Origin of the sequence: Saccharothrix coeruleofusca (genome assembly GCF_014648515.1) — a bacterium.
Classification (GTDB): Bacteria; Actinomycetota; Actinomycetes; order Mycobacteriales; family Pseudonocardiaceae; genus Actinosynnema; species Actinosynnema coeruleofuscum.
In genome coordinates, this window is the sequence record NZ_BMRG01000004.1 from 119,164 (window position 1) to 141,583 (window position 22,420).

The 22,420-nt window shown below is 73.9% G+C and carries 17 protein-coding genes; 5 read left to right on the forward strand and 12 right to left on the reverse strand.

The window, feature by feature from the left end; all coding sequences use genetic code 11:
- Nucleotides 1-2,704: ATP-binding protein (locus tag IEZ00_RS12720; RefSeq protein WP_189223434.1), on the forward strand; the 2,704-nt coding region annotated here is incomplete at its 5' end.
- A gap of 3 nt (nucleotides 2,705-2,707) precedes the next feature.
- Complete coding sequence (locus IEZ00_RS12725; RefSeq protein ID WP_189223435.1) at nucleotides 2,708-5,110, forward strand: SpoIIE family protein phosphatase; 2,403 nt, start codon at nucleotides 2,708-2,710, stop codon at nucleotides 5,108-5,110.
- A gap of 130 nt (nucleotides 5,111-5,240) precedes the next feature.
- Here IEZ00_RS12725 and IEZ00_RS12730 read toward each other — a convergent pair whose 3' ends face one another.
- Complete coding sequence (locus tag IEZ00_RS12730) at nucleotides 5,241-5,426, reverse strand: hypothetical protein (RefSeq protein ID WP_189223436.1); 186 nt, start codon at nucleotides 5,424-5,426, stop codon at nucleotides 5,241-5,243.
- A gap of 357 nt (nucleotides 5,427-5,783) precedes the next feature.
- Between IEZ00_RS12730 and IEZ00_RS12735 the strand changes: the two genes are divergently transcribed.
- Nucleotides 5,784-6,110 carry a hypothetical protein gene (locus IEZ00_RS12735; protein ID WP_189223437.1) on the forward strand — a complete coding sequence of 109 codons (327 nt, stop codon included), beginning with the start codon at nucleotides 5,784-5,786 and terminating at the stop codon, nucleotides 6,108-6,110.
- Between the two features lie 24 nt (nucleotides 6,111-6,134).
- Nucleotides 6,135-6,287, forward strand: coding sequence for a hypothetical protein (locus tag IEZ00_RS12740; protein ID WP_189223438.1), 153 nt, complete (start codon nucleotides 6,135-6,137; stop codon nucleotides 6,285-6,287).
- Here the strand turns inward: IEZ00_RS12740 and IEZ00_RS12745 are convergent.
- Complete coding sequence (locus tag IEZ00_RS12745) at nucleotides 6,268-7,800, reverse strand: hypothetical protein (protein WP_189223439.1); 1,533 nt, start codon at nucleotides 7,798-7,800, stop codon at nucleotides 6,268-6,270. The two genes, IEZ00_RS12740 and IEZ00_RS12745, sit on opposite strands and share 20 nt — an antisense overlap.
- Complete coding sequence (locus tag IEZ00_RS12750) at nucleotides 7,800-8,198, reverse strand: FAD-dependent monooxygenase (protein ID WP_229795547.1); 399 nt, start codon at nucleotides 8,196-8,198, stop codon at nucleotides 7,800-7,802. Before IEZ00_RS12750 ends, IEZ00_RS12745 begins: the two co-directional genes overlap by 1 nt.
- Nucleotides 8,199-8,379: 181 nt before the next feature.
- Here IEZ00_RS12750 and IEZ00_RS12755 point away from each other — a divergent pair, with 181 nt between their 5' ends.
- The gene (locus tag IEZ00_RS12755) at nucleotides 8,380-9,339 is read left to right on the forward strand and encodes an ankyrin repeat domain-containing protein (RefSeq protein ID WP_189223441.1); all 960 of its coding nucleotides are present in this window, start codon (nucleotides 8,380-8,382) and stop codon (nucleotides 9,337-9,339) included.
- 20 nt (nucleotides 9,340-9,359) lie between these two features.
- On the opposite strand, the gene IEZ00_RS12760 is transcribed toward IEZ00_RS12755, so the two are convergent.
- The 9 genes from IEZ00_RS12760 to IEZ00_RS12800 are packed head-to-tail and all read right to left on the reverse strand — an operon-like array spanning nucleotide 9,360 to nucleotide 22,420.
- Nucleotides 9,360-10,685, reverse strand: coding sequence for a DUF6519 domain-containing protein (locus IEZ00_RS12760; protein ID WP_189223442.1), 1,326 nt, complete (start codon nucleotides 10,683-10,685; stop codon nucleotides 9,360-9,362).
- A 13-nt stretch (nucleotides 10,686-10,698) separates the two neighbouring features.
- Entirely contained in the window at nucleotides 10,699-12,810 is a 2,112-nt protein-coding gene (locus IEZ00_RS12765) for a hypothetical protein (RefSeq protein WP_189223443.1), read from the reverse strand.
- Nucleotides 12,807-16,592: a putative baseplate assembly protein gene (locus tag IEZ00_RS12770; RefSeq protein WP_189223444.1), complete on the reverse strand. Its 3,786-nt coding sequence runs from the start codon at nucleotides 16,590-16,592 to the stop codon at nucleotides 12,807-12,809. The genes IEZ00_RS12765 and IEZ00_RS12770 overlap by 4 nt, the downstream gene beginning before the upstream one ends.
- Nucleotides 16,589-19,735, reverse strand: coding sequence for a putative baseplate assembly protein (locus IEZ00_RS12775; RefSeq protein WP_189223445.1), 3,147 nt, complete (start codon nucleotides 19,733-19,735; stop codon nucleotides 16,589-16,591). Before IEZ00_RS12775 ends, IEZ00_RS12770 begins: the two co-directional genes overlap by 4 nt.
- A complete protein-coding gene (locus IEZ00_RS12780; RefSeq protein ID WP_189223446.1) occupies nucleotides 19,732-20,103 on the reverse strand; it encodes a GPW/gp25 family protein in 372 nt (123 codons plus the stop codon). Before IEZ00_RS12780 ends, IEZ00_RS12775 begins: the two co-directional genes overlap by 4 nt.
- A complete protein-coding gene (locus IEZ00_RS12785; protein WP_189223447.1) occupies nucleotides 20,100-20,432 on the reverse strand; it encodes a hypothetical protein in 333 nt (110 codons plus the stop codon). The genes IEZ00_RS12780 and IEZ00_RS12785 overlap by 4 nt, the downstream gene beginning before the upstream one ends.
- A 9-nt stretch (nucleotides 20,433-20,441) precedes the next feature.
- Nucleotides 20,442-20,951, reverse strand: a complete 510-nt coding sequence (locus tag IEZ00_RS12790) for a phage baseplate assembly protein V (RefSeq protein WP_189223448.1) — start codon at nucleotides 20,949-20,951, stop codon at nucleotides 20,442-20,444.
- 10 nt (nucleotides 20,952-20,961) lie between these two features.
- A complete protein-coding gene (locus IEZ00_RS12795; RefSeq protein ID WP_189223449.1) occupies nucleotides 20,962-22,092 on the reverse strand; it encodes a hypothetical protein in 1,131 nt (376 codons plus the stop codon).
- Nucleotides 22,085-22,420 (reverse strand): LysM domain-containing protein, encoded by a 336-nt coding sequence (locus tag IEZ00_RS12800; RefSeq protein ID WP_229795550.1) that lies wholly within the window; start codon nucleotides 22,418-22,420, stop codon nucleotides 22,085-22,087. Before IEZ00_RS12800 ends, IEZ00_RS12795 begins: the two co-directional genes overlap by 8 nt.

A 22,420-nucleotide genomic window follows, 5' to 3' on the forward strand; every position in this document is an offset into this window, starting at 1 on the left:
CTCGGCGTTCGCCGCGGAGGTCACCCGCGTGGCGCGCGAGGTGGGCAGCGAGGGGCGGCTGGGCGGCCAGGCCGAGGTCGAGGGCGTGTCGGGCACCTGGAAGCGGCTGACCGAGAACGTCAACGAGCTGGCGGGCAACCTGACCCGCCAGGTGCGCGCCATCGCCGAGGTCACCAGCGCGGTCGCCGAGGGCGACCTGACCCGCTCCATCACCGTGGAGGCCTCCGGCGAGGTCGCCGAGCTCAAGGACAACATCAACTCGATGGTGGAATCGCTGCGCGAGACCACCAAGGCCAACCAGGACCAGGACTGGCTCAAGTCCAACCTGGCCCGCATCTCCGGCCTGATGCAGGGCCGCCGCGACCTGTCCGTGGTCGCCGAGCTGATCATGGACGAGCTGACCCCGCTGGTCTCCGCCCAGTACGGCGCGTTCTACCTGGCCGACGACACCGCGCAGACCCCCGAGCTGCGGCTGATCGGCTCCTACGGCAGCCCCCAGGACGCCGACCGGCCCGAGCGCTTCGGGTTCGGCCGCTCGCTGGTCGGCCAGGCCGCCCGCAGCCGCCGCACCATCGCCGTGGACGACGTGCCCGCCGACTACGTCACCATCACCTCCGGCCTCGGCCGCACCGCGCCGGTCAACCTGGTGGTGCTGCCGATCGTGGTCGAGGAGCAGGTGCTCGGCGTGATCGAGCTGGCCTCGGTGCACCGGTTCACCCCGATCCACCGCGACTTCCTCGAACAGCTGATGGAGACCATCGGCGTCAACGTCAACACCATCGTCGCCAACGCCCGCACCGACGAGCTGCTGGTGGAGTCCCAGCGGCTGGCCACCGAGCTGCAGGCGCGCTCGGGCGAGCTGCAGGTGCGGCAGGAGGAGCTGCAGCGCTCCAACGCCGAGCTCGAGGAGAAGGCGGCGCTGCTGGCCAGCCAGAACCGCGACATCGAGGCCAAGAACCTGGAGATCGAGCAGGCCCGCCAGGAGCTGGAGACCCGCGCCCAGCAGCTGGCGCTGGCCTCGAAGTACAAGTCGGAGTTCCTGGCCAACATGAGCCACGAGCTGCGCACCCCGCTCAACAGCCTGCTCATCCTGGCCCAGCTGCTGGCGCAGAACCCGACCCGCAACCTGACCCCCAAGCAGGTGGAGTACGCGGGCATCATCCACTCGGCGGGCTCGGATCTGCTGCAGCTGATCAACGACATCCTCGACCTGTCCAAGGTCGAGGCGGGCAAGATGGACATCACCCCGGAGCGGGTGCCGCTGCGCCAGCTGCTGGACTACGTCGAGGCCACCTTCCGGCCGATGACCACCCAGAAGAGCCTGGGCTTCCGGGTCACCACCGCCCCCGGTGTGCCGGTGGACCTGCTCACCGACGACTCGCGGCTGCGCCAGGTGCTGCGCAACCTGCTGTCCAACGCGGTGAAGTTCACCGAGGCGGGCAGCGTCGAGCTGCGCATCGAGCCCGCCGACGCGGCCGAGCTGCCCTCCTCGGTGCGCCACCACGGCGCGGCCATCGCCTTCCGGGTGACCGACACCGGCATCGGCATCGCCGAGCACCAGCTGGAGTCGATCTTCGGCGCCTTCCAGCAGGCCGACGGCACCACCAGCCGCAAGTACGGCGGCACCGGCCTCGGCCTGTCGATCAGCCGGGAGATCGCCTACCTGCTGGGCGGCGCGATCACCGCGGAGAGCACCCTGGGCCAGGGCAGCACCTTCACGCTGTACCTGCCGGTGGCCCGCCCGGACTTCCAGGAGTCGCCCGCGGTGGCAGGCCCGGCCGCGGCCACGACCGACCCGGCGCGGGGGACGCAGCGGCAGGAGGACGCGCCGCAGTCCGCGCACACGCCGCCCCAGCAGCGGCGGCTGCTGGTGGTGGAGGAGCGACCGCAGGGCCTGCTGTCGCTGGTGGCGCAGAGCGCGGTGGCGGACCTGTCCGACGCCCACGACCCGCGCGGCCCGGTGCAGGTGATCACCGCCATCGGCGCGCAGGAGGCGGCCGCGGCGCTGGCCGCCGAAGCCTGCCACTGCGTGGTGCTGGAGCTGGACATGCCCGACGGCGCCGCCCTGCGGTTCCTGGAGGCGATGGACGGCGACTCGGCGCTGCGCGGGGTGCCCGTGCTGGCGCACAGCAACCGGCGGCTGGACGTGGAGCAGGAGCGGCGGCTGCAGTCGCGCACCGAGTCCCAGCCGCTGGAGCTGCTGTCCAGCCTGGACGAGCTGCGCGAGCGCATCGCGCTGCACCTGACCGCGGAGGTGCCCGGTGACGTGCTGCCGCTGGTGCGGCACGAGGAGGCGGTCCAGCCCGCGCCGCAGCACGTGGACCGCACCCTGGCGGGCCGCACCGTGCTGATCGCCGACGACGACGCGCGCAACCTGTTCGCGCTGAGCAGCATCCTGGAGTTGCACGGCGTGAACGTGCTGCACGCCGAGAACGGCAGGGAGGGCATCGAAACCCTCACCGCGCACCCGGAGATCGACCTGGTGCTGATGGACGTGATGATGCCGGAGATGGACGGCTACGCGGCCACCGCGGCGATCCGCGCGATGCCGGAGTACGCGCGGCTGCCGATCATCGCGGTCACGGCCAAGGCGATGCCGGGCGACCGGGACAAGAGCCTGGCCTCGGGAGCCAACGACTACGTGATCAAGCCGGTGGACGCCGACGACCTCCTGGCGTGCATGCGCCGGTGGTTGGACGCGTAGCCGATGTCGTCACCGAACCCGCCGGGAACAGGCCCGGCCACGGAGAACACGGCGGACCGCGCGGGCGAGGGCGGCCTGGGCAGGTTGGCCGCCACCGTCGAGCGGCTGCGCAAGCAGGTGCGGGAGGCCAACGCCGCGGCCGACGGCCGGGCGCTGGTCGAGCTGGCCAAGGGCGTGCTGGTGGAGCGGCTGCGCTGCGGGCCCGCGCAAGCCGCCCGCCAGCTCTCCGAGCTGGCCGAGCAGGCGGGCCTGACCGTGCTGGAGCTGGCCGCCGACCTGGTCAACCAGGCAGCCCAGGACCGGTTCACCGAGGTGGTGGACCAGTTCCTGGCGCACGCCGTCGGCGAGGGCGAGGACCGTCCCGCGCAGGTCGGGGACGGGACGTCGGCCGCGGTGCGGCTGCGCACCGCGGAGAGCGGCGCGCTGGCCGCGGGCGACACCCAGACCGTCGCGGAGTCGCTGCTGGAGCACGCGCTGACCCCGCTGGGCGCCACCGCGGTGGCGATCTGGTCGGCGGGCAACGACTCGTCGCTGACCCTGGCCGGGTTCGCGGGCATCACCCCGGAGGAGGCTGCCCGGTGGCGGTACGTGCCGCCCGGTGTCGTCACGCCCGCCCGGCGGGCGCTGGTGGAGCGCGGTGCGGTGTGGGTGGAGGACCTGGCCCGCTCCGGGCTGCCCTCGGTGGCCCACCGCGACCTGGCGGGCGGCGGCCGGGTGGCGGTGCCCGCGGGCGCGGGCGGTCGGGTGCTGGGCGTGCTGGAGATCTGCTGGCCGCAGCCGCTGGAGCCGCAGCCGCAGCCGGTCCGCCGCCAGGTCGAGGCGCTGGCCGAGCTGTGCGCGCACACGCTGGAGACCTTCGACCCGCACGGCGGGGAGGACGACCCGGCGGGCCGGGCGCTGGCCGAGCTGGTGGACCTGGCCGACGGGCTGCTGGACTCGGCCCTGGTGCTGCGCCCCCACCTGGACGCCAACGGGGAGCTGAGCGACTTCCGCATCCACCACGTCAACCGCCGGTTCGTGGACCTGGCGGGCAGGCCGCGCGGCGCGATCGTCGGCGCGCTGGTGCTGGAGGTCTACCCGATGGCCGCCGACGACGGCAGCCTGTTCGACAAGGTCGAGCACGTGCACGCCACCGGCGAGCCGTTCCGCGCCGAGCGGATGACGCTGACCGAGCTGGTCGACCAGGTGCCGCTGACCGTGGTGGCGGCGGTGAGCATCAGCCGCCACGGCGACAACGTGCTGGTGGTGTGGCGGGTCCAGGACGAGACCGCCCGGCTGGCCAACCTGCTGCAGCACGCGCAGCGGCTGGGCCGCATCGGCGGGTTCGAGGAGAGCACCGCCACCGGCGAGATCACCTGGAACAGCCAGCTGTTCGCGCTCTACGGGTTGCCCGCGAGCGCGGACCCGCTGCCGCTGGCGCAGCTGCCCCTGCACGCCCACCCCGACGACGCCGTCGCCATCAACCGGTTCCTGCGCGCGGTGCTGCACCACCGCCGGGCGGACTCCGCGGCTTTCCGGCTCCAGCGGCCCGACGGCGTCACCCGGCACGTGCGGGTGATCGCCGAGCCGGTGCTCGACGCCGCGGGCAGGCTGCTCGCGGTGCGCGGCGCCTACCAGGACGTCTCGGCCCAGCACTGGACGGAGGTGGCGCTGTCGGCCACCCGCGACCAGCTGGCGCACACCGAGCAGCAGGCCGCCGAGCACAACCGGCTGGCGCTGCAGCTCCAGCAGGCGATCATGCCGCCCGCGCAGCCCTCCATCGACGCCTTCGGGCTGCGCATCGCGGTGCGCTACCGCCCGGCCGAGCAGGAGCACCTGGTCGGCGGCGACTGGTACGACGCGGTGGTGCTGCCCTCCAAGCAGATCCTGGTCTCCGTCGGCGACATCACCGGGCACGGCATCAAGGGCGCGACCGGCATGGTGGTGCTGCGCAACGCCCTGCGCGGCCTGGCCGCCACCGGTGCCGGTCCCGCGCAGCTGCTGACGTGGCTCAACGTGGTGGCCCACCACCTCAGCGACAACATCCTGGCCACCGCCATCTGCGGTCTGTACGACCCGCAGACCCGCGTCCTGCGGTGGGCCCGCGCGGGCCACCTGCCGCCGGTGCTGGTGCGCGGGCAGCACGCCACCGTGCTGCCGATGCTCGACGGGGTGCTGCTGGGCGCGCTGGCGGAGGTCGACTACGAGGAGGGGCAGGTGCAGTTGGAGCAGGACGACGTCCTGCTGCTCTACACCGACGGCCTGGTCGAGCGTCGCGACACCCCGCTGGACGACTGCATCGAGGCGTTGTCGAGCGCGGCGGCCGGGGCGTGGGGACCGCTGGAGGAGCGGCTGGACCACCTGCTGACCCACAGCGACGCCGACACCGACGACGACACCTGCCTGCTGGGCATCCAGATGTTGTGAGGCCAGCCCCGACCGCCGCCCGCAGGACGTCACCCCTCCAGAGCGCCTGCAAGTACTACCGGGTCGCTCCGGGAGGGCAGGTAACTACTACCCGGCATCGCGAACGCCCGGTTCGCGTCACAGCTAGCCGTCACAGCGAGCCCCAGTCGCGGGCGCGGTCGAGCAAGTGGCGGTGGGCCAGTGCCACCTGCGGGGTGGCCAGCCCACTTAAGCGAGTCGCCAGGAACAGCATGGCCAACGGGGGCACGCTCGCCTGCTGCACCAGCTCCACCGACCCGGCCGCCAGCGCCGGGTCGGCCAGGTAGCGGGGCAGCACCGATGCCCGGCGGCCACGGTCCGATGGCGGACCTGGCCTTCGACGCCGACCTTGGCGGGCTGCTGGTGGAGTTCGACGTCGGCCGCGCCACCGCCGGCGAGGTCGGCGAGGTCGGCGAGGTCGGCGAGGTCGGCGAGAAGGTCAAGCAGTTCGCGGGTGAGGCGCGGAAGGCGTTGCAGGGCGAGGCTTCGCAGAGCGCCTTCGAGACCGCGGACAAGGTGCACAAGCAGGTCGAGGACCTCGAGGGCGGCGTCGAGGCGATGGGGCGCGTCGTCGCCGAGTCGGCCGAGCAGGTCGGCGGCAAGGCGGCATCGAGACCGCCGGAGGCATCCTGCGCAACGGAAGGGAGTCCGCGACGTGAAGAAGTTCCTCGCCGTGCTCGCCGGGTTCGCCGTGGCGGTCGTCATCGCCTACGCCAAGGGCGCGGACCTGACCTCCGCGCTGGTGGTCGGCCTGTTCTACACCGTGCCCATCCTGTTCGCCCTGGTGCTGCCGCCGTGGGGGCCCGGCGCGATAGCGGTGGTCGTGGTGGTGGCGATGCTGCTCGCGGGCCCCCCGGTGCCGCGCGACCAGCAGGACCGGGTCATCGGCTCGTGGGCGTTCCTGTGGGTGTGGGTCGCCATCGGCGTGGCGATCACCGTCGTGTGGGCCTGGTTCGAGCAACGCCGCAAAGCCAGTTCGTAGCACTCCGAGTGAGGGGGAACGGGCATGACGGTTTCACTGCGAAGAGCCGCCGGGAGCGCGGTCGCGCTGGTGCTCGCGGCAGGGGAGGCGGCCGACCGGCGCAGGCTGTTCGCGGTGACCCACGTCGAGCCGGACAGCAGCCCGACCCTGCGGGTGGTCAGCGATCCGTTGCTGTGACCCGGTGGGCGGCGCCGCGCGGCGAGCACCGCGCGGCGCCGCCGCACAGGTACGAGCGGGACAGCGCCAGGCCGGTCACGGTCAGACCGAGTCCGAGGACGACGGGCGCCAGGTGGAAGAAGTCGACGTAACCGATGACGCCGTGCACCAGCAGTGCGGGCAGGAACCCCGCGGCGGCGGCCACCGCCAGCGACCACCAGACCCACCACTCGCCGCGCCGCCAACCCCACGCGCTCAACAGCGTGATCGCCGCCGCGGCGGCCATCAGCGCCCCGCCGAAGCCCGCCCGGTCGTGGGCGATGAACGACAGCAGTCGCTGGTCGAAAGCGTCCGCGCCGACGCGCAGGAAGTCCAGGTCGCTGTCCACGAAAACCCCGGTCAGTCCCACGAACGACACCACAGCGCCACCGATGAACAGGCTGATCCCGGTGCACACCAGCAGGAGCTGGCCGACCAGCGCCCGGTGCCGGAGGTGCTCGGGCCCGTCCTCGCGCACCGTCCACCGGGGCCCGGTGCGGCGGCGGGTGGCGAGCAGGAACATCGGGAACAGCACGACGACGACCGCGGTGTGCAGCGGCTCGACGAACCCGAAACCCAGGAAGTACAGCAGCGTCGGGAACGCGATCCACCCGCTGACGAGGTAGGCGTCCCGCGCCCACGCCATCCCCTGGCGCAGCCCGCCCGCCGCCAGCCCGGTGTAAACCGCGCCGATCGCCACCATGGTGCCCGCCATGGTGATCCGGTCGTGCTGCAAGAAGTGCACCAAGTGGTGGTTGACCGCGTGCAACCGCGCCACGTCCATGCCGAGGAAAGCGCGGTCGTACCAGAGCAGCACCGGCCCGAGCGTGATGGCGGCGGCGCCCAGCCCTGCGCCGATCATGCCCAGTCCGACCAGCAGACCCCACCACCACGCGGGCCAACCGCGTTGACGACCCGGTCCGGGGTCGGTGGGCGTGGCCGCGTCGATCACCCGGCCGAACCAGCCGGGGCCAGCGCGCACCAGCACCGGGGGCGTCACCAGCACGGACTTCCCTGGATCGGCCAACACCTCGGCGGCGTGCGCCACCGAACCCGTACTGGTGTGCTCCAAGCCCTCGGTGACGGCGGCATCGACATGAGGCGCCACGGCATCCCGCGCTTGCGCGCTCACGGCGTGCGCGATCACCGGAACCCGCCTGCCCGCGGCGGCCTCGCGCACCAACGGCACGTCGTCGACCGCGACCGGCGCTACGACGACCACACCGGCGCCGATCAACGGCAGCGCCCGCACGGCGTCCCGCGCCACGCCCGGCGGGACGACCGCCCCGAGCCGACTGCGCACCGGCACACCCGCCACCGCTCCGGCCAGGTGCGGCGGTAGATGGCGATGCCCCAGCGCGTGGGCCACCAGCCACCCGCCACCGGGCAGCGACCCGACGCGGGCCAGCGTCCGCAGCGCCAGCCGTTGGGAGCGCCGCACACCCAGCGACCGGGCGGCGATGCCGCGCAGCGGGTGGTAGGTCCAGTCGGGCATCAGGGCGTCCAACCCAGGACCGGGTCCATCGACCGCGACGCCACCGCCGAAGGTGTCAACCGGACGACCGAATCCCGCAGCACCACCGCGGGCGGCCAGGCCCACCGCGCCACTGCCTCCACTCGCGCCGACCGGCGCACGACCTGCCGCGCCCTGGGCCTGCGCAGCCGGTCGTACCGGCGCAACGCCTCGTCGACCGGGCCGCCGTCGAGACGGTCCGCCAGGGTGACCGCGTCCTCCAGCGCCTGGCACGCGCCCTGCCCCAACGCCGGGCTCATCGCGCGCGCCGCGTCGCCCAGCAGCGCCGCCCGACCACGCGCGCACGACGGCAGCGTGGGCAGGTCGCACGGCTCGTGCCGCAGCACCCCGCCGACCACCACTGCGGTCCGCTCGTCCATCATCCCCCTGAATTCCGCGCCGCTGCGCGAAGTTCAGGGTAGGCCCTCGCGAACGCGAGCCGAACCCCGGACTTGGCAGCCCGCACGCTGAACCGCGTCACCGCGACCCGCCGCGCTCGGTGACCTGCCGCGTGTCGAGTGCGCGCTACGCTGCCCGGCAAGCCGATCCGGGGGGAGAACCATGGCTGCCGCATGGCCGTCGCCGATGTCCAAGAGCTGGTCCGAAGCCGCGGACATCCGCGCGGTGCTGGACTCGGGAGCGGACCCGAACGCCCCGATGTGGGGCGACTACGGCAGACCGCTGCACATCGCCGCCGAGCACGGCTCTCCGGAAGTGGCCGCGCTGCTGGCGAGCCGGGTGACCGACGTGGACGCGGAGGAGGAAGGCCGCACCGCCCTGTGGCGGGCGGTCCACAGCCACCGACCGGACAACGCCCGCGTCCTGGCCGAGGCGGGCGCGGACCCGTGGCGGCCGATGATGGCGGGCTGGTCGCCGGGCCGGTTGGCACTGGCGGGCCCCGAGCCCGACCTGTTCGGCGCCCCGCCGGAAGGGGTGGCTCTGTCCGAGCGGGAGGTGGCCGCCGCGGCGGAAGCCCCCCGGCTCATCGCGGCCCTGGGGGACTTCTACCTCGACGGCATGAGCCTGGCCTGCGTGGCGGGCATCGACGCGGCCGAGGCGGCGCGGCGGCTGGGGGCCGTGCCGGTCGCGGACGGCGATGCCGAGGACGACCTGGCGGTGGTGGGCGCCACCGACGTGCCCGGTGGCTGCGTCGTCCTGCAGCCGAGGGGCTTCGCGGCGCAGATGTCCGCTGTGCTGACCGCGTTGTCCGAGGGCACCGCCTGCTACGGGTTCTACGCCAACCCCAAGAGCGGCGACCAGGGCTCGGTCGCCCGCGACGGCGTCCTGGTGGACTGGGACCTGGACCCCGGCGGCGGCGTCAGCGAGCACGACCCGTCCGAGTACGTGCTCGCCTCCTACCTCTACCAGGACCGGCCGGTGGCCCACTCGTGCGCCTACGCCGGTCTGCGCCTCACCGGCACCAGGGCGGTCGCGGGACCACCGGACGTCTGGCTGCGCCTCCCCGAGGACCTGTACGGACCGGGGGAGGCGGCCAAGCGCTCGTTGCGGGGTGGCTGGTAGCGCTCGCGGGCGAGTCCGGGTCAGGCGGGCGGGGCCGCCAGCGGTCCGAACGCGCGCCGCAGGTCCTGCGCCCGGCCGCGGTTGACCGCGGCGAGCGGCGCGTAGTGGTGCAGCTCGCCGTCCGGGACGCGCAGCAGCGGCCTGCCGCGCTCGTCGCGCGGCCACTCCACGTCGCCGGTGACCGTGCGCGCCGGGATCAGCCAGTAGTCGCCGGGCCGCGGCGTGCCGCCCTTCTCGAACCACACCTGCACGCCGTCCTCCAGGTCCAGCCACTGCTCCTCGACCAGTTCGACCCCGCCGCCGACCGGCTTGGCGGGCCGCTGGTCCCAGCGGCGCAGCAGCGGGTGCCTGCCCGGCACCTCGCCCACCCCGCGCGGGCGCTCGCCCGCCAGCTCCACCCGCAGCCGCTCGGTGTCCACGTCCACCACCCGCAGCAGGTCCGAGGTCTCCCCGCGAGCCGTGGTGGCGTCGTCGAGCAGCTCCACCCAGTCGCCGACGTCGAGGTCCAGCTTGCCGTCGCGGCCCGCGTCGGACAGCGTCACGAAGTCGCCGTCCACCGAGGCGACGCCGAACACCACCGAGCCGTTCTCCCGCGACCACTTGAACGTCCGCTTCGGCGCCACGCTGTGGATCTCCAGCCGGTACAGCTGGTTCTCCTCGCCCCGGTACCGGGCGTCCGGCGCGGCCAGGCACGGGTTGTCGTCGGCTTTGGCGGGCCGCTCGGTGCGCGCCGCCAGCCGTGCCGTGGAGGCCTGTCCGCCCACCCACTCGGCGAACTGCTCGGGGTTGCCCTGGAACGCCAGCACCTGCCAGCTCACCTTCAGCCGCGCGGCGGTGTCCGGCAGCGACGGTCCCAGCGCCGTCTCCCGGATCGCCGGGTCCTGCACGTGGGTGACCAGCCGCTCGGTCACCTTCAGGTAAGCCACGAACGGCTGCTCCGGCAGGTTGTCGGTCTCCGGGCGCTCCTTGTCGCGGTAGGCGTCCGGCTGGTCCCAGTAGGTCCAGTTGTCCGGCGTCGGCACCGCCCGCTCGTCGTCGTCCGCCGGGACGCCCGAGGCGGGCCGGGTGGCGTCGACCAGGATGCCGTCGACGTAGTAGCGGCCCGCAGAGATGGACAGGTCGGCCGGTTCGCCGTCCTTGGCCAGGTACTCGACGCCGAACCCGAGCGCGTCGACCGGACCGCCGTGCGGGCCGATCAGGTCGGCCGCCAGGGTGCGCGCCCGGTGCAGGTCGAGCAGCACCTGCTCGTTGGCGTCGGAGTCGAGTTGGACCCGGCCCTGCTGCGCCAGCACCGCGGAGTAGCGCCGGTCGGGCCGGAAGCCCAGCTTGGAGAAGTCGCCGTGCATGGGGCCTTTCCCTTCAGGAGACGAAGACGACGCCGGCGGCCGTGCCGGCGGGGAGGAACTCCTCCAGTCGGGCCCGGAGGTTGTCCTCCCGCTGCGGCTGGAACAGGTCGTGGAAGGCGCCCAGCTCGGCCCCGTCCTCGGCGCCGCGGGCGATCTCGGGCGGGCAGCCGGGGGCGAGCTGGGCGTAGCCGGGCGTGCCGTACCGGGTGCTGGTGAAGCGCGGCCGGTGCGCCGATTCGCAGCGGTATCGCCGCGGCGTGCGCGATCCCGCCGTCACGTAGCAGAAGCGCAGGCACCCGATACCGCGCCTGGCCACGTGCACGAAGCCGTCGAGGATGCTGTTCTCGGCGATCCGGATGGCGTGCGCGTAGACCTCGCCGATGACCGTGGTGCGGTGCAAGGAGAGCACGGCGTGCGCGTGCGAGCAGTCCGGGCCGGACAGGGCCTCGCGGTCGCGACCGGTGGCGTCCAGGACGCTGTCGGCGACGTGGATCTCCAGCGGTTCGGTGCGCACCTCATTGCCCTGCACCAGGATCGTGCCCATGATGCTGCGCTCCACCTGCACGCACGCGGTGGTGTCCTCCAGCACCAGGCTGGGTTCCTCGGGCTGCACCGGGTGGCACTCCGGCTCCAGCGTCCAGCCGGGGACCAGCGTGCTGTGCCGGATGACGACCTGCCCCACCGGTCCGCTGACGTGCACGCCACGGCCGGTCACCAGCAGGCCGTCCAGCACCACGCGCGGCGGTCCCGGCCTGCCGCAGTCGTCGCAGTCGCCGTCTTCGCGGCCCCTGGCCCGGATGATCAGCGCGTCCGGCCGGTTGCTGTACCAGTCCAGCAGCCGGATCACCGGTCGCGCGCCTTCGGCCGCGCGGACCTCCAGCCGGTCGCCGCGGTCGAGCGCGAACTCGATCTGCTCCTGGTAGGCCAGGCTCCGGGTGATCTCGATGACCGCGTCGGCGGGCGCGTCGCCGGAGGCCTTCTCCCGCCGCCAGCGGCGGTAGGCGTCCATGATCTCCGAGTCGTCCTCGTCGGGCCCGACCCGGTAGAGCTTCGCGCCGGGGCGCACGGGCCGTTCGCGCGGGTACTCGCCGCCGCCGGTGTCGTCGCTGAACCCGTGGTGGTAGCTCACCCACACGCCGCGCTTGGGCGCGGTCCGCGTGCCGAACGCGATCCGCCCCAGCACCGGGTCCACCACGACCTGCCCGCGCTGCGCCCGGTACCGCCAGCGGGACAGGTCGGCCACCACGATGTCGCCCGGCGGCACCGGCCGGTTCTCGCCGTCGCGCCAGATCTGGAAGCTCTTGCCCGGCCCGTAGTGGTCGGCGAGCCGGTCGCGCAGCGCCCGGCGGCGGATGAAGCCGGGCACGTTGGCGGGTGTGGCGATGTGGTCGGGCGAGGGCTCGGGGACCGGTTTGGTCATCAGCGGGGTGTCGTTGCCCAGGATGGAGAAGGTGTAGAGGCTGCGCGCCCGGTCGACGCAGTACGCGGGCGCCTTGGTGATCGAGTGCGGCTTGAGCCGCCACACGAACAGCCCCGCGCTCGCGGGCGTGCGGGTCCGGCTCGCGGTGTGGGCGAACTCGTCGAACGCCGAGTCGACCAGGTCCAGCTCCGCGCCGCGGCGCAGGTCGACCGTGCGGGCCGGGGCGGCCAGGTGCCGCGCGGTGGCGCGCTCCGGCCTGCCGGGGTAGAGCCGCACCGGCTGCGACCCCGACAGCAGCGGCCCGAACTCCACCGCCCGCGCGGGCCACTCGGCCACGGTCCGCGCGGTGGCCTCCAGCAGCGGCAGCGTTCCCTTGCGCCGCCGGTTGGCCACCGTCGCGGCCACGTCCGCGCGCGGCGCCAAGCGGGCCGACAGCAGCCGGGCCGCCGCCCCGCGCCCGGACACCGCCTCCTCGTAGCCGCGCAGCGCCCGATACCCCACGAGGTCGCCGATGTAGGGCACCGCCCAGTCCGCGCACGTCTCGATGAACCAGTTGTCGTACAACTGCTCCAGGTCGCTCTCGACCAGGTCGAGCTGTTCGGCGACCACTGCCAGCAGCGCGCGCAGCGCTCCGCCGCTCTCGGCGTCGCGCCTGCGGTGGAACTGGGGCAGCAGGTCGAACAGGCGGTCTGGCTGGCGGCTCATGACCGGACCTCCTTGAGGATCAGCGTGTCGGGCACGGTCGGGGACAGCACCGCCAGCTGCGCGGGCCGAACCCCGCGGAAGACGACCACGGAGCGGTTCTCCAGCAGGTCGCCGGTGGTGATGTCCGGGTTGAGCCGAACCAGTTCCACGACCGTGATGCCGTGCTTGGCCGCGACCGCGGTCAGCGTCTCGCCGCCCGCCGCGACCCGGTAGCGGGTCTCCTCGAACACCGCCTCGCGCGCGGGCACCACGGTCCGCGGCCTGCCCAGCGACCCGGCCAGCGCGTCCAGCTCCACCGGCGTGACGCTGCCGGGAATCCCGGCGAACACGTCCACGTCCACGTGGTCCACACCGGGCACCGCCTGCGCGGCGGCCAGCACCTCCGACAGGTAGGCGGGCTGGCCCAGCTCGCGGTTGCGGAAGCCGAGGCGCTCCAGCAGCGCCGCGCGCACCGCGGGTTCCACCACCTCCCAGTAGTGGTCCGGGCGCACCCCGATGTTGGCCGAGACCACCAGCAGCACCGGCTCCCGCACGGCGACCTCCACGGGCAGGCCGGTGTCGCCGTGGGCGGCCAGCGCGGCGCGCAGCGTGGTCACGATGTCGGAGTCGTCGTGCAGCGCGATGTCGTCCACCCCGGCCACGGTCAGGTGCACCACCTGCCGCACGCCGTTGAACAGCCGCCGCGCCGACGCCCGGCCGATGCCCGCCCGCGCCCGCGCGAAGTCCTCGTGGTCGGGCACCGACACCAGCCGGTCGAACGCGGTGACGCCGAGCGGGATGTTGCGGCGCAGCAGGTTCGCGTCGTCGCGGTCCGCGCCGCCGTGCGCGGGCAGCGGGTTGGTCACCGCCGACACGCCCAGCGGCCGGGTGGTCAGCTGGGTGATCCGGCCCGCGCCGACGTTGCCCGCCTCGCCCAGGCCCACGCGGTAGCGGGCGCGGACGTTCTCCACTCCGGTGGGCAGCCGCGCGCCGCGCACCCCGTCGCCGAAGGCCACCACGAGCGAGCCCTGCTCGCCGGGCCGGGTCACGTAGACCCGCTCGGTCGGCCCGCGCCCGGCGAAGCTGTCCACCTCGCGCCAGCGCACCCCGTCGACCCGCACCTCCAGCGTGCTCTCCGCGCCGCGCGGGTTGTCCGCGGCCAGCCAGGTCAGCGGGCCCTGGCGGAGCAGGAACTCCTGGTTGGCCTGGCCCTCGTCGCCGCTGCCGATGGGCTCGTCGCGCCCGGCGCCGTGGGTGGCCCGCACGACGTTGGCCAGCAGGCGCACGGTCTCCCGCCGGTAGGTGTAGGCCAGTGGCGCGGCCAGGGTGAGCGTGGTGCGCACCTTGTCTCCCGGCCGCTCCCGGTCGTGCCCCTGCCGCACCGAGGCGATCATGGCCAGCTCGGTGCCGAGCACGCCGGGGGTCCCGCCGGGCAGGTCGGTGCGCTCGCCGGTGACCACCAGCCAGCGGCCCGGCGTCAGCCCGTCGTGCAGCTCGGCCAGCTCGACCTCGCTGCCCGCCACGTCGTCGGTGATCGGCTCCTCGGCCAGCGACAGCCGCTCGCCGCGCAGGTAGATCGTCGTGTCACGGATGTCGGACAGCCGGGTGTCGAGCGCGTCCAGCCACGGCCGGTCCAGCACCAGCTCGGTGACCTTGCCGCTGATCCCGAAGCCCTGCTTGGCGATCGTGCGCACCCCGGCGACCCTCGCGGTGACCAGGCCGAGCCCCTGGACGCCGGGCGTGCTCGACCGCTTGCGCGGCCGTTCCACCACCACCCAGCTGCCGATGCCCACCCCCTCGTACACCGCGTCCAGCGCCAGCACGGTGGAGGGCAGGCGGGCCTGGGTGAAGGCGGTGACCGAGACCGACGGCCGCGCGCCCGCCTCCGCCGGGGTGATGCGGGTGAAGTCGATGCGGACCTGCCGCTCGGTCATCGGGTCCCACTTCCACCGGGTCTGCCGGTCGTTGGCGGCCAGCACCACCGCGTCCGGCAGGTCGTCCGGGAGGGTGACGGTGACCCGGTCGTCCGCGCTCGCCCTGGACAGCACGATCCGGTGCTCGGGCAGCTGCGGCTCGGTCTGCAGGGTCACCGCCCCGTCCTCGTCGACGCTGTGCCTGACCCGCCCCGGACCGAAGTCCAGCTCCCCCTCCACCGACAGGTCGTCGATGCCGTCGCGCCACGCGTTGGCGTCCAGCTGGAAGACCAGCTCGGCCGAGGACGGGGTGTCCTTGGGCTTGGGCTCCTCGGCCTCCGGTTCCTCTTCCCCCGGTGCCTCGTCGTAGAAGACGGTGGCGGTGAAGGTCTGCGGGACGTCGAGGTTCCACTCCACCTGCCGGGTGGTGGGTTGGCCGCTCTGCGGGTTCTCCACGGGCTCGGTCCTCAGCGGCGCGGTGGCGGCGAAGGGCGTGGCCACCTGCCGCATCGCCAACAGCTCTTGCAACGCCAGCGGCGCGGCCAGGTCCACCCGCCGCCAGGCGGTGTAGAGGTCGTCCGCGAGCCTCGGGTCCAGCGCGGAGAGCAGCTGCGCGGCCAGGTCGGAGCCGGACCCGTACAGCTGGCCGACGTCCCGGCGCAGCTTGCGGGAGCTGCCGGGGGAGCGGCTGGGCGGGGTGCGCAGCGCGCCCAGCAGCGCCCCGAGCCCCAGCAGCGCGGCACTGCCCGACGGGGGCGTCGTGCCCAGCGACAGCGCCCGGTAGAGGCTGGTCTCCTCCTTCTCCGGCTGCGGCGGTTCCAGCATGCGGGCCTTGTCGTGCTGGTCGACGACCTTCGCCCGCACGTCCTCCAGCCACTTGCGCACGTGCGCGTAGTGCTCGGCCACGGCCAGCGCCTCGGCCAGCCGCTCCAGCACCTCGGCCAACCTGGCGGCGTAGCGGGTGGGGGTGGGCAGCGCGCCGGGGTCCTCCGGGGTGGCGCCGAGGTCCGCGCGCAGGGGTTGCAGCACGCCGTCCACGAAACGCCGCAGGATCACGCTGCGCCGCACCACGTCGCCGGGGTTGGCCAGCAGCTCGTCCAGCCACTTCCGCAGGTCGGCGCGCAGCTCGGCGAGGTTGGTCAGCGCGGGCGCGGGTTTGCCGACCGTGGTGGTGTCGCTGTCCCGGTCGACCGCCACCTCGGCCACGTCCTCCAGCACCTGGCTGCCCGCCTCGCTGCCGAAGACGAACAGCAGGCGGTCACCGGGCCGCAGGTTGGTGGTCACGCCCTTGAGCTGGACCGCCCGCCGGTCCGCCAGGTCGTCCTTGGTCAGCTGGTAGGGCCTGCGGGTGCGCACCCGCAGCTCGTTCCAGGAGTGCCGGGCGAGGAGGTCCTCGACGCTCTCGAACGCCTGCGGCTCCTCGCCGGGGCCGGGCACGCTCTGGGCGCGGGCCCCGCGCGGGATGCGGGCCTCCAGGTCGCGGCCGGGGGTCGGATCGGCGTCGACGGTGTAGGCCAGGTAGGTGCCCGCCGCCACGCCGGGGCGCGGCAGGTGACCGACCAGCCTGCCCAGCAGCTCCAGCGACCGCTGCTCGGTCGCGGTGCGCAGGTAGCCCTCGTCGGCGATCCGCTCGGTGTAGAAGGTGAGCAGGTCGGCCAGCACCGCCGAGGCGTCCAGCAGTCCGATCGCCGGGTCGTCGAGCGCGCGCGTGGTCAGCGCGTTCAGCGGCCGGTAGCCGGGGCTGGACAGCCGGGCCAGCATGGTGGCCATGAACTCCGCGTGCGTGCCCACCCGGTGCGCCAGCGCGGCCTGCGCGGGCGGGGTGAACACCTCCACCGGGGTCCGCGCCGACGCCGCCGCGCGGCAGTCCTGGCAGCCGCAGCCGCTCATCGCCCACCTCCCAGCACGATGTCCAACCGGCCGTTCTCCGGGTGGTCGGGGTCGTTGTCCAGCTGGGCGACCTCCAGCGGGCCCAGGCGCAGCAGCCCGGCCTCCAGCGCGCCCTCGTCCTGGCCGAACTGCCTGCGCAGCACCGTCACGCGGGCGGTGACCACACCGGGCACCGCGGCCGCTGCGGCGACCAGCGCGCTCACCCGCACCGGCTCGCCGAAGGTCAGCGCGTCGGGGCGGAAGAAACCACGCCCGCCCAGCGCGGCCCGCAGCGCCGCCAGCACGTGACCGCGCTGGTAGCCCTCGGCCACGCACACCGCGACGCCGACCTCCAGCGGCACCAGCACCGCGGGGCCGACGCTGACCTGGTGGCCGATCCGCCGCACCCGCGCCAGCGCCCGCGCCACGGTGTCCAGCAGCGCGGCGTCCGGCTCGGCGCGGCCCACGGGGTCGACGGCGACCTGGACCTCCCGCCCGGCACCGGTCCACCGCAGCCGCGCGGCGGCCCGCTGCACACCGGGCACCCGCGCCGCCAGCGCCGCGTAGTCCTCGGCGGTGACCGCGCGCAGCAGCTCCCGGCGCAGCGCCAGTGGCGCGAGCTGGCGCACCTGGTCCAGCGTCTCCGGCTCCACCCCACCGACCGCCGCGAGCGGGTTGCGCACCCGCTCCACCGCGTCGTGCTGGTCACCCCGGCACAGCACCAGGTGGTTGACCGCCTCGGCGCCGACGTTGCCCGCGAGGCCGTTGCCGACCCGGTAGCGGACCTCCAGCCGCCCACCCGGCGGGGGAGCGGCGCCGTGCCCGCCGTCGCCGAAGCGCAGCGCCAGCCGCCCGGACTCCTCGACCTCGCCGACGAAGTGCCGGTCGCGCGGCCCGCTGTCGAGCAGGTCGCGCCGGGGAGTCCACTCGGCGTCACCGCGGAGGACCACCGACGGCAGGGCCGTGCGCGGGTCGGTGACCAGCGCCGCCCTCGCCGGACCGCGCAGCGCCGCGCTACCCGGCGACAGCCCCGCCGCGTAATCCTCGCCCCAGGTGTGCTCCAGCTCCCAGGCGATCCCGTCGTCGAGCACACCGCCCGCCAGCGCGCGGGTGCGCAGCACCTCCAGCCGCCGCGTCTTGGCGGCCAGCAGCTCGGCGCGCCGGGCCAGCAGCTCGCGCAGCGCCCGCTCGGGCCGCTCGCCCAGCCGCAGCTCGGTCAGCACCCGCTGGCCGAACAGCACCGTCAGCGCGGCGACCTGCTCCCGGCTCGGCCGCCTGCCGCCGCGCGCCTGCCGCCACAGCTCCTCCAGCCAGGCCCGCACCCGCCCCGGGATGGTCGCCAGCAGCCGCGCCTGCGCCGCGGCGACGTGCGCGGGCAGCGGGAAGGGCGCCCGCTGCGTCACCGGTGCCCGCTCCAGCACCGGCCGGAAGCGCGGGCGCACGGCGGGGTAGGTGATCTGCGCCAGCAGGGCCCGCAGCGCGGCGTGCTGCTCCTCGGCGGTGTCCGGCACCACCACCTCCCGCCCGCCGTCCAGGTCCAGCACCAGCCCCGCGCGGTCGGTGGTGCTCTCGCCCAGCAGCCGCACCAGGTCGTGCACGTGCTCGGGGGTCAGCGGCTGCCGGTCGCCGGTGCGGCCGACCAGGTCCTGGACGAACGCGACGACCGGGTCCACCGCGTCGTCGCCGCCGCAACCGAACTCCGGCGGGTCGCAGGTCGGCGGCACGACCGGCGCGGGCGGCACGGTGATCACCTCCACCGGCCCGCCGCACGCGTCGAGGCTGCGCCCGTGGTCGGCCAGCACCACGTTGCCGCGCGCCACGCTCACGTCCGGGATGGGGCAGCAGTCCTGCCCGCCGCGCGAGGACAGGCAGGCGCTGAAGGCCAGCGCGTCCTCGACGTCCCAGGTGACCTCGACGACCGGCTGGTCGTAGAGGTCGTCGACCCCAGGGGTCACGCTGACCAGCCGCACCGCCTGCCGGTGCGCGGGATCGGCGTCGGCGGGCGCGCCGCTGTCCGGGCCGACCCGCTCCTCGATGATCAGCACGTCGCCCGGTCGCAAGCGCAACGCGCGCCGCCCTGGGCGGTGGCCACCGCTTCGCGCCTCGCTGTCACTATCCTCGCTGTCGGCGTCGCTGTCGTGGTGCAGCCACTCGTCGCGCAGGGTCGCGGCCGTGGCGCCCTTGGGCAGGCGGCACTCCTCGTCGCCCCACGTCCAGAACCGGATCTCGTTGTGGGCGGGCAGGACCGACAGGTCACCGGGGTCGACCGGTTCGAAGAACTCCCACGTCGCCGAGGTCGGCAGTTCGGCCACCACGTCCTCGGACACCACCGGCCCCAGCTCGGGGCGGCGCAACGGGTCCACGTGGCTGAGGTCCACCGCGAGGAAGCGGAAGTCGCCCGCCCGCAACGTCGCCTCGCGACACACCTCCAGCGCCACGAACGTGCGGGCGTTGCAGCCGTCGTGCATCGCGTAGTCGACCAGCCGCGCGTGGCGGCGCACCGAGACGCGCCTGCGCGCGGTGTCCAGGTACGCCTCGGTGGCGATGGCGTCCTGCTGGTAGCTGAGCCGGTCGCCCACGTAGGCCAGCAGTTCGACCACGGTGACGCCCAGGTCCGGGGCGTGCCGCTCGACCCAGCGCGGCGCGGTCAGCGTCAGCCGGTCCAGCAGGAGCCCGCGCAGCGAGGCGTAGTCGCGCGCGGTGTAGTTGACCACCTGCTGCGGCCCCGGCGCCGGTGGCGGCGGTTCGTCGGGCACGCAGTCCAGCTCCGTCGGGCACATGCGGCGGAAGTCGAAGTCCGCGCCCGCGTAGCGCGGATCGAAACCGGGGTAGGGCTCGGTGCCGGGCAAGCCGTGCCCGTCGGAGCGGACGACGGACAGCCGGTAGGTCGAGCTGTCGCCGGGCCGGTCGACCTCCACGCGCACGCGGTCGTCCAACTCCGGGTCTTCCTCGTCCTCCAGCCGGACCGAGACCGCCACGATGCCCCGGACGCGGCGGCCACCGTCGATGCGGATGTTCTCCGGGCCCAGGTCGCGCGGCGCGCGGCCCAGGAACGTGACGGTGAGGGTGCGCCCGTCGTCGGAGACCTCCACCCCGTCGACGCCGTTGCGGTGCTTGGCGCGCACCCGCGCCCGCCTGCGGTCGGTGCGGCAGTCCTGCGTCATCGGTCGCCGCTCCTCTCGAACGTGTCGGTGCGCCGCGTTCCGGTGGGCCGCACGACGTAGACCAGGTGCACGCGCAGCGTGCTGTCCTCGCTGGTGACCTCCAGCGCCTCCACGTCGATCACGTCACCCAGCCAGCGCTGCAAGCCTGCCTGGATGGACAGCCGCAGCGCGGAGGCGAACTCCGGGCTGTTGGGCGCGAAGACCAGGTCGAGCAGGCCGCAGCCGAAGTCCGGCCGCATCACCCGCTCACCGGGGCTGGTGAACAGCAACTGCTCCACCATGTCGCGGACGTGGTCGTCGTAGCCGCGGTCGGCGGTGCGCCCGCGGCCGTCGACCCGGAAGGGGAAGGCTATGTCGGTGCGGGTCATCGTCCCACCGCTCTCTGTTGCACCACGACGACGTTCGGCGGCCCCTGCGGGACCTGTTCAGCGCTCTGGCACAGGCCGACCGACCCCTGCAGCAGGGCAGGCTGGCCGTCCAGGGTGATCCGGGAGGACGGGGTGACCCACTTGATCGTCACGCACGGCTGGGGTTTGCCGCTGACGGTGAAGGAGCAGCCCGCGATCGTGTAGGTGTCGGCCAGCGTGGCCACCGGCTGGCCGCTGACCCGCACCCGCGTCCGCGCGGGCAGCAGCGTGGCCTGCCCGCCGTGCGGGCACACCACCGTCGCGTTGACGTGCAACAAGTTTCCCGACATCGTTCCCCCTCAGGTGACGGCGAGCGCGCCCTGGTTGATCGAGACCGTCGGCCCCACCAGCGAGATGGAGGCGCCCTGGCCGTTGCTGATGACGATCCCGCTGTCGTTGACCGTGATCATCGCGCCGCCCGCCGTCTTGAGCGTGATGCCGACCCCCGGCACGTCCGACAGCACGATCGAGTGCTGCCCCAGCGTCTGCAGCACCATGTTCGGCGAGGCGGGCAACCCCGCGTTGGCAGGTGCGGGCAGCTCCGCCTGCCCGCCGTACCAGCAGCCGGTCCAGATCGGGAAGTCCTTGTTGCCCTGCTCGAACTCGATCCAGACGCCCGCTCCGACCGGCGGCACGACGTAGTGGCCCATCTGCGGCCCGGCCACCGGCAGGCACGGCAGCGCGAACGTGGACGGCGTCGTGCCGTACACGTCCGACACCAGCGCCTGGATGCGCCCGCGGCGCTCCGGGTCGACGTTGTTGAACACGGTGCCGCGGTACTTGCCGAGGTACCTGGTCGGTTCGGTCATCTGGCTCCCCTCACGGCCGGACCACTGGAGCCAGGGAGATCAACCCTTCCCTGGCGAGGGTGAAGTTCTGGGTGTAGCTGCCGCGCTGGAGGTTGTGCGTGACGCTCTTGACGTAGTACAGGCCGTCGTAGGTGATGCCCGCCCCGCGCACACCGACCAGTTCGCGCGCCCGCAGCACGTGCCCGTAGCGCACCACGTCCAGCTGCCCGGACCCGGACACCGCGTCGGCGGACTCGGCGGCCTTGGCCAGCGTCTCGGCCAGCGCCTGCGGCGCGTCCTTCTTCGCGGTGTCCTTGATGACGGTCTTCTTCAACGCTGGCGCGGGTTTCAGCGCCATCGGCGGACGCAGCACGCTCACCTCCGGGACTGGCAGCGGCAGGGAGATCTTCGTGGCCGGGATCTGCACCATGGCCGTGGGCTGCTCCCGAGCGGTGCCGTCGAAGCTGAACGTCATCTGGTCCACGTTGGACGAAGCGTCGGAGTTCACCGTCAGCGCGGGCTGCGGCGCGCCCAACCGCACCTCAGGCCCCCAGTAGGCGCGGCTGACCCCCGGCGCCGGACCGGGATCGAGGTAGAACACGTACCCGTTGGCCTTGGCGATCTCGTTGAGGTAGGCCAGATCGGTGCCCTTCTGCGAGGGCACCTGCTCGGTCGGCATCTTCACCTGGGGGAAGATCTCCGGCACCACCACCGGCACGATGCCGTAGGTGGCGTACTCCGCGATCACCACCGCCGCGCGGGCCGCCGGGGAGGTCGCCGGGAACTGCCGGTTCTCCTTCTCCTCCAAGTCCATCAGCACCGTCAGGTCCTCACCGGTGACCGTCAGCGTGGACTGGCCCGGCTCGTTGCTGATGCCGACCTCCTGGCGGATGCAGATCCCGTCCATGATCACGTTCGGCACGCCGCGCACGGTGACCACGAGCACCACCCGCGTCTCCGGGTCGAAGAACCCGGCGGGCAGCAGCGCGTTGCGCAGCACGCCCATCTTCGACAGGTCGAACGCCAGCTGGAACCCGCTGCGCTGTCCCGCCGAAACGGTCACCTGCGCCGACAGCAGCGCGTCGGTGACCTCCTGCGGCACGGGCACCGGGATGCGGCGGCCCATGAGCAGGGTGAGGTGGACGGGAGCCAGGTCAGCCATTCGGCATCGCGATCCTGAGCAGGCGGCCCGGTGTGCCCGTCAGCTCGTCCGGGCTCAGCACCGGGTTCGCGTCGGCGATCCGCCACCACGCCTCGGCGTCCCCGAAGTACCGGTGCGCCAGCAGGTCCGGCCGATCGCCCTCGCTCACCTCGTGCTCGGCGATGGCGGTCGACGGGGGCGGTGGCAGGAGCCTGCGGGTGAGGTGGGGGACCTGCCTGCCATCCGCGGTCACGTGCACCGCCGTGGGCACGCCGTAGTAGCGGCTGCCGCGCGGGTACGGCGTGGGTTGCGGCACGGCGGCGGCCATCGCGTCGGCGGGGTTGGTCAT